Origin of the sequence: Massilia agrisoli (genome assembly GCF_020831365.1) — a bacterium.
Lineage (GTDB): Bacteria > Pseudomonadota > Gammaproteobacteria > Burkholderiales > Burkholderiaceae_D > Telluria_A > Telluria_A agrisoli.
Genome location: NZ_JAJHPV010000012.1, coordinates 17,684 through 32,463 on the forward strand (window position 1 = coordinate 17,684; position 14,780 = coordinate 32,463).

Consider the following 14,780-nt stretch of genomic DNA (forward strand, 5'->3'; position numbering starts at 1 on the left):
GGTTTGACAGCTACCAAGCCATGACCGTTATGGAAAACAACGACCAGCGTTACCTCGTCCAGCAGAACAAGATCAGCGACGGCGACACCAAGCCACCCGTGTTTGCGAAAGTAATGCGCGGCAAAGACGGCAAATTCGAGGGCGTTTCCTTTATCAAGAACAAGGAAAAGGCGACCGTCATGACCGTTGCCCAAGCGCAGGAAGCCATCGACTGGGCGACCAAGAAAAAGCCAAACGCCCACGAATACGCCACCAAGATCATCTGCCTGGGCCAGTAAGCGGCTTTGCCGTCTATCCCTGTTTTTTGCATGCTTGTCGCTCTCACATGCAGCCGGTCGCAAGCCGGTTGCCCGCGGGCGGCGGCTCCCGTACTGTATGCACATTGATTCCCTGTCCTGCGGAGTGTGCAATGCTTAGTTTCCTGGTGTGGTTGCTTGTACTGTTCCTGTGCTGGCCGCTCGCGCTGCTGGCACTGGTGCTGTGGCCGGTCGCTTGGCTGCTGACCCTGCCATTCCGCCTGATCGGCATCGGGGTCGAAGCGGTGTTCGAACTGCTGCGCGCCATCGTGCTGCTGCCGGCCCGCATCCTCGGGTCCGGTCCGGGCCGATAACCCGTCAATGTGGGTGACTTAACAGACAGAACGGGCTGCCTTCTCCAAAGTAAGGAAACGGATCCGCACATCGGATGGCGAGGTCTGCCTTTCTTTTCATAGGAGTTCAGCATGCGCTTGGATATCTACCGCAGGGCCGAGACGGACGGCAAATTCCAGTATCTCGCAGTTCCGGAGACCCGCAACATCCCCGAGGAAGCAACCAATACCGACTGGCAGGTGGAGGCCAGGGCGGTCGAGGTGGAAGACGACGCCACCCAGATCCCGGATTACGACATCGAGCGCCTCACGGAGCAGCTCTCCGAAAAAGGCTACGCTGTAACTTCCTCCGTCCACTAATCATCCGCCACCATGAAACTTACCTTGATTAAACACGCCCTCATCGTTTCCGCCATCGCCACGCTGGCTGGCTGCGCCTCGACCACAAGCCCGGGCGCCGTCGATGTCGACCGCAGGCAATTGCTGATTGTTCCAGCCGCCCAACTCGAACAAATGGCGCAGGTAAGTTTCAACGAGCAGAATGAGAAAGCACGAGCGGCAGGCAAGCTCATCACCCAGGGCGCCGAGTACGAACGCGTCCGGCGCATTGCCGCGCGCCTGCAACAGCAGGCGCCGGTCTTCCGGCCAGATGCGGCAAACTGGAATTGGGAAGTAGCGCTGATCAATTCGCCTGAACTGAACGCTTCCTGCGCTCCGGGCGGCAAGATTACCGTCTACACCGGCATTATCCAGTCGCTGAACCTGACTGACGACGAAATCGCCATGGTGGTCGGCCACGAGATCGCCCACGCACTGCGCGAACATGGCCGCGAAAAAGTATCGCAGGCAATGGCGCAGAACCTGATTGGTTCGGTCGTGCTCGGCGCCCTGCAAAGCACCGAGTCGCAGGCCAAGATGGCCGGCCAGGTTGCCGATGTAATGCTCACATTACCGAATTCTCGCAAGAACGAAGTTGAAGCCGACAAGATCGGCCTGGAACTTGCCGCGCGCGCCGGCTTCAACCCGGCCGCAGCGGTCAGCGTCTGGCAGAAGATGGGCGCCGCGAGCAGCGGCGCGCGTCCGCCGGAGTTCTTGTCGACCCATCCAGCCAACGATTCCCGCATCGCGGAACTGACCCGGATGCAGGCGGCTGTTGCGCCGCTGTACCAGGCGGCCCGCAAGCAATAGGAAGAGGGGAGCGCCAGCAGCGCCGCGGCGATTGTGAAGTAAGATATCCTCGCGCGCGGCTGCCTCCCCACGCGCGATGCTCATGGCGAGGCGAAGGAACGCGCATGCAACCGTTTCTTTTTGCAACCGGCATCGAGAACAGCTATCCCGTCATTGCCTTGCCCGACGGCACGCGCCACCGTGTCGATGAAATGGAGAAGACCGGCCATTACGGCCGCTGGCGCGAAGACCTGGCGCTGGTCAAGGAACTTGGCATCGGCGTGCTGCGGTACGGCCCGCCTTATTACCGCACGCATCTCGGACCGGGGCGGTTTGACTGGGATTTTTCCGATCAGGTTTTCGGGGAAATGCGGCGCCTCGGCATCAAACCGATCGTCGACCTGTGCCATTTCGGCGTGCCCGACTGGATTGGCGACTTCCAAAACCCGGACTTCCCCACGCTGTTTGCCGACTACGCGCAGGCGTTTGCGCAACGTTTCCCTTGGGTGACGCTGTATACGCCAGTCAATGAGATCTTCGTCGCCGCCAACTTCTCGGCGCGGCGCGGGATGTGGAACGAGTGCCTGTCTTCGGACGCGGCCTTCGTCAATGCCACCAAGCACCTGGTCAAGGCGAACATCCTGGCGACCGAAGCCATCGCCAAAGTCCAGCCCGACAGCAGGTTCATCCAGAGCGAATCGTCCGAATACTTCCATGCGGCCGAGCCAGCGGCGATGAAAGTTGCCGATCACCTCAACGAGCTGCGGTTTCTGGCGCTGGACCTGAACTACGGCTACGACGTCTGCGGCACGATGTACGAATACCTGATGGACAACGGCATGACGCGCGAGGAATACCATTTTTTCCTCGACCGCAACGTCAAGGCAGTCTGCATCATGGGAAACGATTACTACGCGACCAACGAACATATTGTGTACCCGGACGGCAGCATGTTCGTCTGCGAGATGTTCGGCTACTACGTCATCACCAAGCAATACTACGACCGCTACCGCCTGCCGGTCATGCACACCGAGACCAACAACCGCGACGACGGCCGCACCGAGAAAGATGCGCGGGTCTGGCTGGAGCAGCAGTGGTCGAACGTGTTGCGCCTTAAAAATGACGGCGTGCCGATCGTGGGATTCACCTGGTACAGCCTGATCGACCAGGTCGACTGGGACAGCCTGCTGACCTCCAACAGCGGGCAGGTGAACCATTACGGCCTGTGCGATCTTGAGCGCCAGATCAAGCCCGTCGGCGAGGCCTACCGCGAGCTGATCAAGACATGGTCCGGCGAGGTCAACAGCGGTCTGATGTGCCTGCGCAAATAAAGAGCTGACATGGAATTCCGGGACCGGGTAGTGGTGGTGACAGGCGGTACGACCGGCATCGGCGAGGCCATAGCGCGCAGGTTCGTGGAGGAGGGCGCGCGTACGGCGATCCTTGGGCGCAGCGATGAGGCCGGGCGCAAGGTCGAAGCTGGCCTGAAGGCGCTGGCACGGCGCCTCGGCGCGGGCGACTGCAGGTATCTGCACGTGGACGTCGGTCACCGCGACGAGGTCAAGGCCGCCATTTCCCGCATCATCAAGGAGTGGAAATCGATCGACGTGTTGGTCAACAATGCCGCCGTCATGGCGACCGGATCGCTGATCGACATGGACGAGGCGGAATGGGACCAGACCATGGCGGTGAACATGCGCGGGCCATTCTTGATGAGCAAATATGGCATCCCGCACATGCCCGAACAAAGCGCCATCATCAATATTTCGTCGGTACATGCGGTTGCCACCGACACCCACAGCACTGCCTATTCCGCGAGCAAAGGCTGGCTGGAAGCGTTCACCCGCGGGCTTGCGCTCGAATGCTACGCGCGGCGCATCCGGGTCAATGCATTACGGCTCGGCGCGGTCGACACCGACATGCTGTGGAATAACCCGCAAGTGAAGTCGGGCGCCGAAGCCATCGACAAGCGCGAGGTGGGAAAAACAGCGGAGGTCGCGGAGGTTGTGCTGTTTCTTGCGTCGCGCCGGTCGAGCTTCATTTCGGGAACGGTACTAACGGCAGACGGTGGCCGCTTGCCTATCCTCGGCAGTCACTCGCAGGGGTAGCGTCATTCCAGCATCCAGCCCATGCGTCCAGTTGCCGAAAAAGATGAAACGAACTGATTGACTCCCTTGGTTGTCCATACAGGAGTGTCGAGCGACAGCGCGCGAAGGTGCGGCTCGGCCGTGAATGGCAACCAACCTAAGGAGATCATCATGAGCGTCACAAGAACCCGCAGCAAGCGGCTTGCCCTGAGTCTGACCATGGTGCTTGCCGCCGCGACGGCCGCGACTTCATCAGCGCAGTCGGGCCAAACCACGACCACGACTTCACCAACCACAACACCCGGCGCGACCACCCAGGGCGGCACGGGAACTGCCGGGACAACAGGGATGGCGCCTGGCGCAACCCAGCGTACGGAACGGGCCGGCACCAGGCCCTACGTGTTCATGCTGGTTCCGGTCGATGTCGCTGCCAAACAAAGCGCCACCAAGGGCGGTTGCTGGGCCAAGATTTATGACGGCGAAAATTACATGGGCGATACCCTGACGCTCACCGGGCCAATATCGCTGGCCGACATGACCGGGCCATTCGGCCTGAACTGGGACGACAAGGTCAACAGTGTTGAAGTCGGCTCGAAGGCAACGCTGACCGTCTTCGACAACGAAGCCTTCCGCGACCAGGTCGCCCAGTTCAAGAGCGGCCAGAAGGTGCCTGACATCAGCAAAAAGCTAGGATTCTTTGACGAGTTCGCGTCTGTCAGGCTGACCTGCAGTAAGTGAGCTGGTCCGTCGGCGCAGCGCCGCAGAAACGCTGCGCCGTTTCAGCGGCCATGTGGCGCATTCGCACTTCTGCCAGGAGTGCGTGTTTTTCGCTTGACTGACCCATAACTGTTTGGTTATAGTTTAATCCATAACCTGTTAGCTATGTATTAAGATGACCCAATCCCATGACACGCTTTTTCGGGCGCTTGCCGACCCTACGCGGCGGGCGATCTTCGAAAGCCTGTGTGCTGGCGGCGAACAAACCGTCGGCGCCCTGACTGCACAGGCCCAGGTTTCGCAGCCGGCGGTATCGAAGCACCTTGCCGTGTTGAAGGAAGCCGGACTCGTGCTGGACAGGCACGAAGGACGCCAGACGCATTACAGCGCCCAGCTCAAAGCACTGGCGCCGCTGGAACACTGGACCCGCCAGATGAGCCGGTTCTGGGAAAGCCGGTTCGACGACCTCGATGACCTACTGAAAAGGATGGACCAATGAACCAAACTGCACAGCAATTGCGCACCGTCGTTGTTGAACGCGATTTTCCGTATCCGGCCGAGAAGCTATGGCGCGCGCTGACCCAGCCGCACCTGATCGAAGCCTGGCTGATGAAAAGCGATTTCCTTCCCGTCGAAGGCCATCGCTTCCATTTTCGTGCGGACTGGGGTGCGGTCGATTGCAGGGTGACGGAAGTCGAGCCGAACAAAACGCTTTCTTATACCTGGGCTGCCCACGGCCTCGACAGCGTGGTCACGTGGACGCTGGAGCCATCCGATCAAGGAACGAACCTGCGGATGGAACAGTCAGGATTCCGCCCAGACCAGGAACAGGCCTACCAGGGCGCCAAGTTTGGCTGGAAGCGCTTCTTCGACACGCTTGAACAGCTGATGGCCAGGGAGCCGGCATGACTAACAAAGCCGAGGCACAGGACGATCAGGCAGCGTCGGCCCTGATCGACGAGAAGATTGCAAAGCTGGGCGATTGGCGCGGCGCAACGCTGGGCAGGATACGAGCGCTGATCCACGAAGCGCTGCCCGACGTGGTCGAGGAAGTGAAGTGGATGGGAACGCCGGTATTTTCGCGCAATGGAATCATCTGCACCGGTGAAACCTATAAGTCGGTGGTGAAGCTAACGTTCCTCAAAGGCGCGTCGGTGAGCGACCCGGCGGGCCTGTTCAATGCGAGCCTGGACGGAAATGCGCGGCGGGCGATCGACATTCGCGAGGGCGAAGCCCTGGACGCTGCGGCTTTCATGGAACTGATCCAGGCGGCGGCAGCGTTGAACGCTGGGCGCGGGGCAACCGGGCGCCAGACCAAAACGGCGGCATAGCAAAGGACTTGGCTTTGCCACGTCGATGTGCAGGCGCCATGGCGAGGCGGCGGATGGAAGCGCGCAGGAATGGCAGCTCTCGCCAAACAAGGGCAGGGCGCTAGGCGCGGTAACGGGCGAGGTCCTCCAGGTCCAGGCATCGTTCGGCCGTCCCGTGGCTCTGGCAGGCAAAGGCGCCGCTGATCGCGCCGGTGCGCATGCATGCCTCGACCTGGCTTCCCGTGAACCAGGCGTGCAGGAACCCCGACGCGAACGCGTCTCCGGCGCCATTGCTATCAAGCGGAGGCGCATCGAGCGGGGCGCAGGCGGTATGCCGGATCGTATCGTGGCCGCGCTCCAGCGAATGGCTGCCGCCGGCTCCGGCCGTCGCCACCACCACCTGCGCACGTCCTTCGCGCATGATCGCGCGCATCGTCTCGAACACGCCATCGCCCAGCACGGCGGCACTCAAAAAGACCAGGTCTGAGCGGTAAGCAAATGGATGGTAATAAGGATTGCTGCCGTCCCAGTCATGCAGGTCGGTCGAGATGGGCACGCCGAGCGCATGGGCATCGTCGTACAGCTCACTCGCCCACGGCATGATGGTGATATGAACATGCTCTGCCTGCCGCATGCGCGGCAGGTAGAAATCGCGCGGCATGCGCAGCGTGTCGGGGTGGCGCCCATCATAGAGAGAGAGCCGGCGCCCGCCGGGTTCGACCAGGTTGACGCTGCGCCGGGTGCCGCTTTCGTGGACCAGGTAATCGAATTCCAGGCCGCGCTCGCGGTAGCGGGCATGAACCAGCGCCGCTTGCGGGTCATTCCCGATAAAGTCCACCAGCACCGGGCGGTGACCGAGGGCAAGCAGCCCGAGCGCGACGCCGTTGCCGGTGTGCGCGACGTAGTCGACAACGGGCTCCACGTGGATCGAATCGGCCAGGGCCAGCGGCAGTGATGGCACGCGCACGATGGTGTCGATGCCAACGCCGCCAGCGACCAGCACACGCTTTCCGCTTGCACCTACTGCAGTGCTCACCATGCCAGCACGACTGAAGTCATGGCCGGCAGCGTCAACGGCGCACCAAGGTCTACCGTCGCTCCCGTCAACACGTTTTTGGCTGTGCGTGCACCTTTGATCATGCCGGCAAAGCGCCCGAGGTCCAGCCGCGTCTCTCCCGCGTTCTTGTTCAGCACCACCATGACGGTCTGCTTGCCGTCATGGCGGAAGTAGACGTAGCTGCCGTCGCTCGGCAGGTAATGGGTAAGCTTGCCGTGCGTGACGGCGGAGCTGGTCTTGCGCCAGTTGAAGAGCGTACGCACGAAGTGCTGCATATCGCGCTGGGGTTGCGACAGGCCTGTGCCGGTGAAGGCGCTCGCCTTGTCGCCCGGCCAGCCGCCCGGCATGTCCGCGCGCAGGACACCGTCGTCGCGCTGTTTCGGGCTGCCGATCAGCACTTCCGTGCCGTAGAACATCTGCGGAATACCGCGCGTGGTCGCCATCAGGATCACGTTGGTTTTCATCAGGTCGATGTTGTTGTCAACTTGCGCCAGGATCCGTGGGCGGTCATGGTTATCCGGAAACACCATCAGTTTCATCGGGTCGGCGTACAGGTAATCTGCCGCCAGGACCTCGTAGATCTTGATCAGGCCCTGGCCGCTGGACTCGGGCGCGGTGAGGGCGCCTGGCGCGGTATCCGTCAGCGGGAAGTCCATCACCGTCGGCAATTCGGATCGGAAGCCGTCGCGGTTAATCACGCCTTTTTGCCAGTACGCGACCATGTACGGGCGGGAATCCATCTCTTCGCCGACAATATTCATGTTCGGGTACTCCGCCACGACAGCGCGGTTCCACTCGTTGAGGAAAGCGGGGTCGGAATAGGAATAAGTGTCTTCGCGGATGCCAGACAGGTTTGCATACTCGATCCACCACAGCGTATTCTGGATCAGGTAGCGCGCCACGAGCCGGTTGCGCTGGTTCAGGTCCGGCATGGTGTCGACGAACCAGCCATCGAAGAAGCGCGCTTTTTCTTCCGGCGCGACGTGGATGTCCTGCGCCACCGTGTGCTGATTATTCGTCGGCAGGAAAGTCTTGCCATGGTTGACCCAGTCGCGTGCGGGCAGGTCCTGCATCCACCAGTGGCCGGTACCGATGTGGTTCAGCACGATGTCATGGATCACGCCGATGCCTCGCGCATTGGCGGCGGCCACGTAGTTGCGAAAATCTTTGTTGCTGCCGAAGCGCGGATCGATCTTGTAGTAGTCGGTCAGCGAATAGCCGTGGTAGGAGTAGCTTGGCTGGTTGTTTTCGAGCAGTGGCGTCGGCCAGATCATCGTGAAACCAAGGCCGCGGATATAGTCGAGCTGCGACTGCATCCCTGCAAGGTCGCCGCCATGCCGTTTCGTCGGCGCGGCGCGCTCAGCGCCTTCCAGCATCCCGGCCGCATCATTCGCCGTGCTGCCGTTGGCAAAACGGTCTGGCATGATCAGGTAGATTGCGTCGCTGGCATCGAAGCTGCGGCGCTGCGCCGACTGGGGCCGGCGGGCTTCCAGCCGGTAAGGATGGCTCGCGACGACGTCCTTGCCGCGCCTGAATTGCAGCTTGAGTTCGCCTGGTCGTGCATCCTTGCCGATGTCCAGGTTAACGAAAAGGTAATTGGGGTTATCGGTGCGTTCGACACCGGTGATGCGGACGCCAGGATAGGCAACGGCTGGCGCCAGCTCAGCGATCTTTTCGCCGTGCACCATGATTTGGAGGCTTGGGCGCTTCATGCCGACCCACCAGTTTAGCGGCTCCACATGCTGGATCTTGTAAGACGATGCACTTGCGTAGGCAGCGAGCAGACAAGCGGGGATTGCGAGGATGAACTTGTACACGTTGTCTCCAAAGGTAATGGTGTGTAGTAAAGTAACAGAAGAATATTGGCCGATCAATCACTTATGACTGGCATATTGTAGTTTTGTTTCTTGCCGCAAGAGCAAACCAATATCAAAACGTCGCATAATTTATATTATGTAAAATCAGGTTCTGGCGAGGATCCCGGCTTTCTTTTTCCCTTCCTCACGCGCTAGCTTATGACAATCGCGCTGTCTTATCCGAATCGCCTCTGCTGGATCCATAGTGCCCCGGCGCCAACGCACTACAGTTGAATTCACCGGAATCCGCACGCATGTTGTCAATCCGCCAGCCCTGGTGCTTCTCCCGGCATCGTGAACATGATGGAAAGCTCTAGCCAACTTCAGCACGGCATTCGGCCCAACCTGACGCAATTCCTGCACCAGTTACTGCAGGTGCTCCTGGTCGGGCTGACGCTCGGCATGATGCGCACCGTCGTGCCGGCCCTCGCGGAATCCGAATTCGGCGTGCCGAAGACGTCCTTCGTGCTGCTGACCGCTTTCGTTGTCGCATTCGGCGTCGTTAAGGCCGGGATGAATTTCCTGGCGGGGGAAATGTCCGAGCGCATCGGACGCAAGAATGTCCTGTTGCTGGGCTGGGCGGTGGCGCTGCCCATCCCGGTGATGGTGTGGCACGCTCCGAACTGGGGCTGGGTGGTTGCCGCGACTGTGCTGCTTGGCGTGAACCAGGGGATGGCCTGGTCGATGACCCAGGCGGCCAAGCTTGACATGACACTCCCGGCGGAACGCGGCCTGACCATGGGCCTGAACGAGTTTGCCGGTTATGCCGGCGTGGCGCTGGGTGGAATTGTCACTGCCCTGCTGGCGACCTTGCTGGGCGCGCGCGAGGGCTTGCTGGTGTTTGGCCTGCTCGTGATTGTCGGCGCGCTGGCGGTGTCAACCGTATGGGTGCGCGACACGCTGCCCTGGGCCAGGGCGGAGGTCTCGCGCGACACCGGGGCGCCTGCGGTAGCAGCGACGCCGCGTTACCCGCGCAATGTGTCGGACGCGCCGGGCGCCTGGGAGGTGTTTGCCGTGATGAGTTGGCGCGACCGGCGCATGTTCGCACTCAGCCAGGCTGGACTTGTCGAAAAATTCGTCGATGCCCTGGTGTGGGTGTTTTATCCGGTCTATCTCTACCAGCGTGGCCTGAGCCTGGCGCAGGTTGCCTGGGTCACCGGCGTCTACGGCCTGGTATGGGGCGCTTGCCAGCTGTTCACCGGCCACCTGTCGGATCATATTGGGCGCCGTTGGCCCAATCTTGCCGGCATGTTCTTGTGCGCAATTGGGGTTGGCATGATGGTCGTTTGGGAAGGCGTGAACTGGTGGGCGGCCTCTGCCGCATTGACCGGTTTCGGCATGGCGCTGCTCTACCCGAATCTGTCGGCCGCCGTTGCCGACATCTCCCCTCCCCGCTGGCGCGGCACAGCCATCGGCATCTACCGGTTTTGGCGTGATCTCGGCTACGGCATCGGCGCCCTTGGCCTTGGGCTCACTGCGCACTTCACAGGGCAGGTCGAGGAGGCGTTCATCTTTGTCGCACTTGCCATGTTCGCGTCAGGCGCGCTGCTGTGGTGGCTTGGGGAGGAAACGCACCCCCACCTGAACCCGGCGATTTCAACCTCTCCGCCAACGCCGCACTCACAGGAAACGTAAGGATTGTACGTTCTCGGCCATCGTCTTCCTGCTTGACCTTCGACAGAAGCCGTCTCAACTTTCGGCCTAATCTCAGACGAAAGCGTCGTGTCTACCATCACACCCGGATGGCCCGTTGACACGCCGCAACACTCTGAACCAGGGGGGCCAAATGCAACGCAGAATTCAAACAAGCACGCCGCTCGGCGTGCGTTGGAAATACATGTTGCCCGTTGCGCTGGTCGTCGTGGCCGCGCTCGGTAACGCCTGGCCCGGCCTCGCGGCTGCGGGCCCACCCGACACGGCAGCAAAGTTTTACGCCGTTCCGCTGTCCGACGATCCCGCCGCTTTTGGGATCGACATTAACAACAAGGGCCAGGTCGCCTTTACCGAGTTCGTCGAGGAGCCGCGACCAGTCGGCACGACCCGCGCGCGATTCTTCGATGGCGCCACTTTACACAGCATCGGCTTCGTTGGCGGCGGCCAGGCACAGACACGCGCGGTGAATCGACACGGGCAAGTCACTGGCTTTGCGACGACGCCGATGGGCCATGGTCACGCGTTTCGATGGAGTAAGGAAACGGGACTGATCGCCCTCAGCCCAAACATCACCAGTTCCTTCGGCGAGGACATCAATAACGGGGGCGAAGTAGCCGGTGCGATCATCGTCAACGTCGACCAGCTACACGCGGCATTCTGGAACTCGCGCAACGTCTTGCAAGACCTGGGGACGCTGGCGGGAACCGCGGCGATGGCCCTGGCGCTCAATGATGCGGGAACCGTGGTGGGCTGGTCGAGCGCCCCGCGCGGGCCCGATTTCAGGCTGCCGTTCCGCTGGACCCTGGCGAGCGGCATGCAGTCGCTCGCCACCTACCCCAGCGAGAACGCGCAGGCGTCCGACATCAATGCTGACGGCTACATTGTCGGGAGTGCCGCTTTCCGGGAGGACGGTCCGGACCGTGCGTTCCTGTGGACGCCACGGGCAGGATTAATGGATATTGGCGGCAGCGGGCCGCTCTCGCGCGCTACCCGCATCAATGACAAGGGCATGGTGATCGGGTTCCTGGGAAATGGATTTGGTTTTGCCTGGACGCGGGAGCACGGCCTGACCGAGATCGGCAGCCCAGATTTCAGCAGTTCGCTCGCCGACGATCTCAACAAACGGGGACAGGTTGTCGGAAGTGTGGGCAACCGCGCCTACGTGTGGACCCGCGCCCGTGGCATCGTCGACCTGAACACCCGCGTCCGTAACGCACCGCAGGGCCTGGTCCTGGTACGCGCGCTGGCCATCTCCGACAAAGGTTCGATCGTCGCGACCACCAATACGGGACTGGTCCTGCTCACCGAGCGAGCCATCTCCGACGTGCGTCCTCTGGCCGGGCCGCTCAGCATTACCGGCAAGCCGCGTGCCGGCAACCTTCTCTCCTTCTCGGCCAGCTTCACCGATGCCGACCAGCACGACACCCATAAGGCTACCTGGGACTGGGGCGATGGCAGCAGTGAGGCGGGCACGGTCAACGAGAGGAACGGCAGCGGCAACGTGAGCGGGCAACATGCCTACCGCGCCGCTGGCGAATACACCGTCCGGCTCACGCTGACCGACTCTGGTGGCAAGAGTAGTACAGTGCAGCAGGTGCTCATTGTGCAGTGCGGGTGCGGCCGGTAATCCGGTACAGCACCAGAGGAAGGGTTAGCCCCAGCAGCAACATCGCGACCGCCGGCGGCTCCGGGACGGCCGGTATCGGGTCGAGCAGCACCGTGCCGTAGCAGAACACGCCGGCACGGTCGCAGGACCGGGCCAGGATCTGCGTTCGGTTGTTGATCTCGATTGCCGATGTCAGCAGCAGGTCGGCAGTGGGATCGATGAGCGTGTTCAGGTCGCACAAATGGCCATCCGAGTACAGGAAAGCGCGGTTGTCGGCGGTACCGACCACCTGCCCCAGGTTGTTGATGTCGTAGCCGAAACTTCTGCTGGCCGATGGCGTCAGGTTGGTGATGGTTTCACCATCGTAGAGATAGGCGTGATTCCGCTCGCCCGGGTTGGTGCCGTAGCCGGTCACCCAGCCGGCGTCGTTGATCGCGCTGCCAAAGACGGGCGCGCCGGCGAACAGCGGCAGGTCGGTCAGCGTACCGCTGCTGTAAATAGCGGTGCGCAGGCCTGTCCCTTGTGGAAAGTACTCGACCAGTACGTCCGCTCGTCCGTTGAGGGCCACTGCCGTGCTGTTCCCGGGGCCGAAATCGTCGACCATCCCGTCGCGGATGACGGCCGCACGGTAGTCGCTGGTCCGTCCGGCAATCTCGCCCCGGTCGTTGATCGCGGTGAGGTTGGCAACGTCGTAGCGTGCAGTCAGGTCATGCATGCGGCCCGACGAATACAGGAAGGCATGGGAAACGCCTGACGCCGTGGTCGAGTCGCCGACCGCATCGCCCAGGTTGTTCAGCGCGCGAATCCGGGTGATAGCGCCGCCCAGGCTGCCGACATTCTCGTTCACCGGCCACCCGGAAATAGCTGCCACCTGATACGGGATATCGGAGGGGAAGTTATTGACGGCATAGCGCCCTGCATCGTTCAGCCCGATCGCAGCCTGGTACTTCCCACTGGCCGGCGACACCGAAAAGGACGGCAGCGCCGCGTTGGCAAGTACGTAGAACCCGGCCAGCGCTGCAGCCACGCCGGCGCATTTCAGTCGCTTGATGATCACGCCGGCCTCCCTTGCGGCCGCTTGGCAAAGCCGCACACACAGTCAGATTCTGGCATGGCGCGCTGCCGGATCGGCTAGGCATCGGATGATTCGGCGTTAGGATTCCGGGAAGGCGCATTTGCCGCAGCGCTTAGGAACGCGCGCGGCATCAATGCCTGCTAGCGCGCATGCGGCCGGAACCGGACTTGCCTTGGCACCAGCAAGTACAAGCCGGTATTCGCCCTGGCTAGGATCGCGCCGTTTTCCGAGATCGCAAACGCCGAGTCCAGCACCAGGTCGGGGGGCGCATTGTAGGTAACGGTATTGAGGTCGATGAAGCCCTGGTTGCGCGTCCAGATAAAAGGACGATCCCCGATCTCGCCAACTACCTGTCCGCTGTTGTTCACATCGTAGGCGGACGTCCGCAACATTGTGTCGCCGGCGCCGATTTCGATCAGTCCGGTTTCCCGCGTCCAGATAAAGCCGTGCAAAAGAATGAAACTGCGGAAAAGGTAGCCTATCACCACGCCATGTTCATTGATTTCCGTGCCCGCTCCGCGTTCGGCCAGACCGACACCCAGGTCGAGCAGTCCCTGCCCCGGCGTCCAGAGGAAGGGGTGTGGTCGCGCCCCTGCAACAAACGGGGTGGCGCCCACAACCTGACCGGCCTGGTTGATGTGGGTCGCCCAGGTGAATTCGTCGGGCAATGTCTGCATGTCGCCGATGCCCGTCGCGCTTGTCCACCGGAACGCAAGAAGGTTGCCTGGCCCCCTTCCCCCATAGCCGACGATCACGCCGTCATCGTTCATCGCGGTGGGGACGGAAAAGTCACCGAGCGCACCGATATCGCGCAGGCCAGTGCGCGGGCTCCAGAAGAAGCCATGCAGGTCGGGCCATTCGCCGCCCGGGAACGTGGCGCGGCCGTAGACGTGGCCGCGGTCGTTGATGCCGTGCACCACGGGATCGCCCAGCCCGGCAGCCCCGAGATCGATCATGCCTGTTGCGCGGCTCCAGCGGTAGGGGTGAAGGATGGCGCCGTCCGCCGAGATGCTGGATGTGCCGGCAACCTGGCCATGTTCGTTCAGGTCGGATACGGTTGCGCCCGGTCCGCCGAGTGTGCCGAGCTCATGCAATCGGTGGCCATCATGGAACATCGCCCGGGGCGTACCGTTGCGAATTACGTTGAAGGCGATTTGCCCGCGGTCGTTAAGGCCGGCAATGGTCGCGCTCGACCCGCCCAGCGTCCCGAAGTCGCGGAAACGCCGCCCGTCGTAGAACATCGCGCGCGAGCTACCTTCGCGGGTCACGTTGAAAGCGACCTGCCCGCGGGCATTGATGGCGGCGCTCGCGTTGCGGTCGGTATCGAGTTGGATAAGCCGATAGCTGCTTGCCGCCGGCTCGCTCGGGGGCGCCGCGCCAAGTGCGGCATGTTGCGCCGTTGCGAACGCGATCAGGAGGCAACACAGGCATCGGCGCCAGTACCGCCCAGGTTCGGCCACCTCGGGAAAGAAAGTGAAGGCATTCATGATTCTTCCTATGCACACAATTGCGCTTTATCACGATGAACGCGCCGCCGCAATGGCAGGCGGCGCACATGAAGCTAAGCGTAGGGAGTAGGCAGGCGCTGGTGCTGCGACCGATCAAGCGACTCGCTGATTCCCACAAAGCGGGCCAGCTGGATTTGCTCAGATTGCGGTAACTG

The 14,780-nt window shown here is 61.9% G+C and carries 16 protein-coding genes; 12 read left to right on the forward strand and 4 right to left on the reverse strand.

The annotated features are described in order from the left end of the window. The first annotated feature begins 29 nt into the window (after window positions 1-29). The 10 genes from LMJ30_RS07455 (at window position 30) to LMJ30_RS07500 (ending at window position 5,891) form a co-directional block, all read left to right on the forward strand. The gene (locus LMJ30_RS07455) at window positions 30-278 is read left to right on the forward strand and encodes a hypothetical protein (RefSeq protein ID WP_307729271.1); all 249 of its coding nucleotides are present in this window, start codon (window positions 30-32) and stop codon (window positions 276-278) included. Between the two features lie 131 nt (window positions 279-409). Further along, window positions 410-610, forward strand: coding sequence for a hypothetical protein (locus LMJ30_RS07460; RefSeq protein ID WP_229431712.1), 201 nt, complete (start codon window positions 410-412; stop codon window positions 608-610). A gap of 111 nt (window positions 611-721) precedes the next feature. Then, complete coding sequence (locus tag LMJ30_RS07465; RefSeq protein WP_229431713.1) at window positions 722-949, forward strand: DUF6139 family protein; 228 nt, start codon at window positions 722-724, stop codon at window positions 947-949. Between the two features lie 12 nt (window positions 950-961). Then, complete coding sequence (locus tag LMJ30_RS07470; protein WP_229431714.1) at window positions 962-1,777, forward strand: M48 family metallopeptidase; 816 nt, start codon at window positions 962-964, stop codon at window positions 1,775-1,777. Window positions 1,778-1,881: 104 nt separating this feature from the next. Then, complete coding sequence (locus tag LMJ30_RS07475; RefSeq protein ID WP_229431715.1) at window positions 1,882-3,087, forward strand: family 1 glycosylhydrolase; 1,206 nt, start codon at window positions 1,882-1,884, stop codon at window positions 3,085-3,087. A 9-nt stretch (window positions 3,088-3,096) separates the two neighbouring features. Continuing rightward, a complete protein-coding gene (locus LMJ30_RS07480; RefSeq protein ID WP_229431716.1) occupies window positions 3,097-3,864 on the forward strand; it encodes an SDR family NAD(P)-dependent oxidoreductase in 768 nt (255 codons plus the stop codon). Window positions 3,865-4,014: 150 nt separating this feature from the next. Then, window positions 4,015-4,581 carry a beta/gamma crystallin domain-containing protein gene (locus tag LMJ30_RS07485; protein WP_229431717.1) on the forward strand — a complete coding sequence of 189 codons (567 nt, stop codon included), beginning with the start codon at window positions 4,015-4,017 and terminating at the stop codon, window positions 4,579-4,581. Between the two features lie 154 nt (window positions 4,582-4,735). Further along, the gene (locus tag LMJ30_RS07490) at window positions 4,736-5,059 is read left to right on the forward strand and encodes an ArsR/SmtB family transcription factor (RefSeq protein ID WP_229431718.1); all 324 of its coding nucleotides are present in this window, start codon (window positions 4,736-4,738) and stop codon (window positions 5,057-5,059) included. Continuing rightward, window positions 5,056-5,469 (forward strand): SRPBCC family protein, encoded by a 414-nt coding sequence (locus tag LMJ30_RS07495; protein ID WP_229431719.1) that lies wholly within the window; start codon window positions 5,056-5,058, stop codon window positions 5,467-5,469. Before LMJ30_RS07490 ends, LMJ30_RS07495 begins: the two co-directional genes overlap by 4 nt. Then, on the forward strand, window positions 5,466-5,891 hold the full coding sequence (locus LMJ30_RS07500; protein WP_229431720.1) for a DUF1801 domain-containing protein: 426 nt from the start codon (window positions 5,466-5,468) through the stop codon (window positions 5,889-5,891). Before LMJ30_RS07495 ends, LMJ30_RS07500 begins: the two co-directional genes overlap by 4 nt. A 100-nt stretch (window positions 5,892-5,991) precedes the next feature. On the opposite strand, the gene LMJ30_RS07505 is transcribed toward LMJ30_RS07500, so the two are convergent. Continuing rightward, window positions 5,992-6,909 carry a carbohydrate kinase family protein gene (locus LMJ30_RS07505; protein ID WP_229431721.1) on the reverse strand — a complete coding sequence of 306 codons (918 nt, stop codon included), beginning with the start codon at window positions 6,907-6,909 and terminating at the stop codon, window positions 5,992-5,994. Then, window positions 6,903-8,744: a glycoside hydrolase family 13 protein gene (locus LMJ30_RS07510; RefSeq protein WP_371872984.1), complete on the reverse strand. Its 1,842-nt coding sequence runs from the start codon at window positions 8,742-8,744 to the stop codon at window positions 6,903-6,905. Before LMJ30_RS07510 ends, LMJ30_RS07505 begins: the two co-directional genes overlap by 7 nt. A gap of 339 nt (window positions 8,745-9,083) precedes the next feature. Here LMJ30_RS07510 and LMJ30_RS07515 point away from each other — a divergent pair, with 339 nt between their 5' ends. Together LMJ30_RS07515 and LMJ30_RS07520 are read left to right on the forward strand one after the other, a co-directional pair. After that, complete coding sequence (locus LMJ30_RS07515) at window positions 9,084-10,418, forward strand: MFS transporter (protein ID WP_229431723.1); 1,335 nt, start codon at window positions 9,084-9,086, stop codon at window positions 10,416-10,418. Window positions 10,419-10,569: 151 nt separating this feature from the next. Then, on the forward strand, window positions 10,570-12,063 hold the full coding sequence (locus LMJ30_RS07520) for a PKD domain-containing protein (protein ID WP_229431724.1): 1,494 nt from the start codon (window positions 10,570-10,572) through the stop codon (window positions 12,061-12,063). On the opposite strand, the gene LMJ30_RS07525 is transcribed toward LMJ30_RS07520, so the two are convergent. Both LMJ30_RS07525 and LMJ30_RS07530 read right to left on the reverse strand, forming a co-directional pair. Continuing rightward, on the reverse strand, window positions 12,035-13,099 hold the full coding sequence (locus LMJ30_RS07525; protein ID WP_229431725.1) for a hypothetical protein: 1,065 nt from the start codon (window positions 13,097-13,099) through the stop codon (window positions 12,035-12,037). The two genes, LMJ30_RS07520 and LMJ30_RS07525, sit on opposite strands and share 29 nt — an antisense overlap. 158 nt (window positions 13,100-13,257) lie before the next feature. Next, window positions 13,258-14,604: a hypothetical protein gene (locus tag LMJ30_RS07530; protein ID WP_229431726.1), complete on the reverse strand. Its 1,347-nt coding sequence runs from the start codon at window positions 14,602-14,604 to the stop codon at window positions 13,258-13,260. Between the last annotated feature and the right edge of the window lie 176 nt (window positions 14,605-14,780).

Bases quoted from the DNA above. Each gene is read 5' to 3' on its own strand.
- LMJ30_RS07455 (WP_307729271.1), top strand. From the start codon at position 30: ATGGAAAACAACGACCAGCGTTACCTCGTCCAGCAGAACAAGATCAGC.
- LMJ30_RS07460 (WP_229431712.1), top strand. From the start codon at position 410: ATGCTTAGTTTCCTGGTGTGGTTGCTTGTACTGTTCCTGTGCTGGCCG.
- LMJ30_RS07465 (WP_229431713.1), top strand. From the start codon at position 722: ATGCGCTTGGATATCTACCGCAGGGCCGAGACGGACGGCAAATTCCAG.
- LMJ30_RS07470 (WP_229431714.1), top strand. From the start codon at position 962: ATGAAACTTACCTTGATTAAACACGCCCTCATCGTTTCCGCCATCGCC.
- LMJ30_RS07475 (WP_229431715.1), top strand. From the start codon at position 1,882: ATGCAACCGTTTCTTTTTGCAACCGGCATCGAGAACAGCTATCCCGTC.
- LMJ30_RS07480 (WP_229431716.1), top strand. From the start codon at position 3,097: ATGGAATTCCGGGACCGGGTAGTGGTGGTGACAGGCGGTACGACCGGC.
- LMJ30_RS07485 (WP_229431717.1), top strand. From the start codon at position 4,015: ATGAGCGTCACAAGAACCCGCAGCAAGCGGCTTGCCCTGAGTCTGACC.
- LMJ30_RS07490 (WP_229431718.1), top strand. From the start codon at position 4,736: ATGACCCAATCCCATGACACGCTTTTTCGGGCGCTTGCCGACCCTACG.
- LMJ30_RS07495 (WP_229431719.1), top strand. From the start codon at position 5,056: ATGAACCAAACTGCACAGCAATTGCGCACCGTCGTTGTTGAACGCGAT.
- LMJ30_RS07500 (WP_229431720.1), top strand. From the start codon at position 5,466: ATGACTAACAAAGCCGAGGCACAGGACGATCAGGCAGCGTCGGCCCTG.
- LMJ30_RS07505 (WP_229431721.1), bottom strand. From the start codon at position 6,909: ATGGTGAGCACTGCAGTAGGTGCAAGCGGAAAGCGTGTGCTGGTCGCT.
- LMJ30_RS07515 (WP_229431723.1), top strand. From the start codon at position 9,084: ATGATGGAAAGCTCTAGCCAACTTCAGCACGGCATTCGGCCCAACCTG.
- LMJ30_RS07520 (WP_229431724.1), top strand. From the start codon at position 10,570: ATGCAACGCAGAATTCAAACAAGCACGCCGCTCGGCGTGCGTTGGAAA.
- LMJ30_RS07530 (WP_229431726.1), bottom strand. From the start codon at position 14,604: ATGAATGCCTTCACTTTCTTTCCCGAGGTGGCCGAACCTGGGCGGTAC.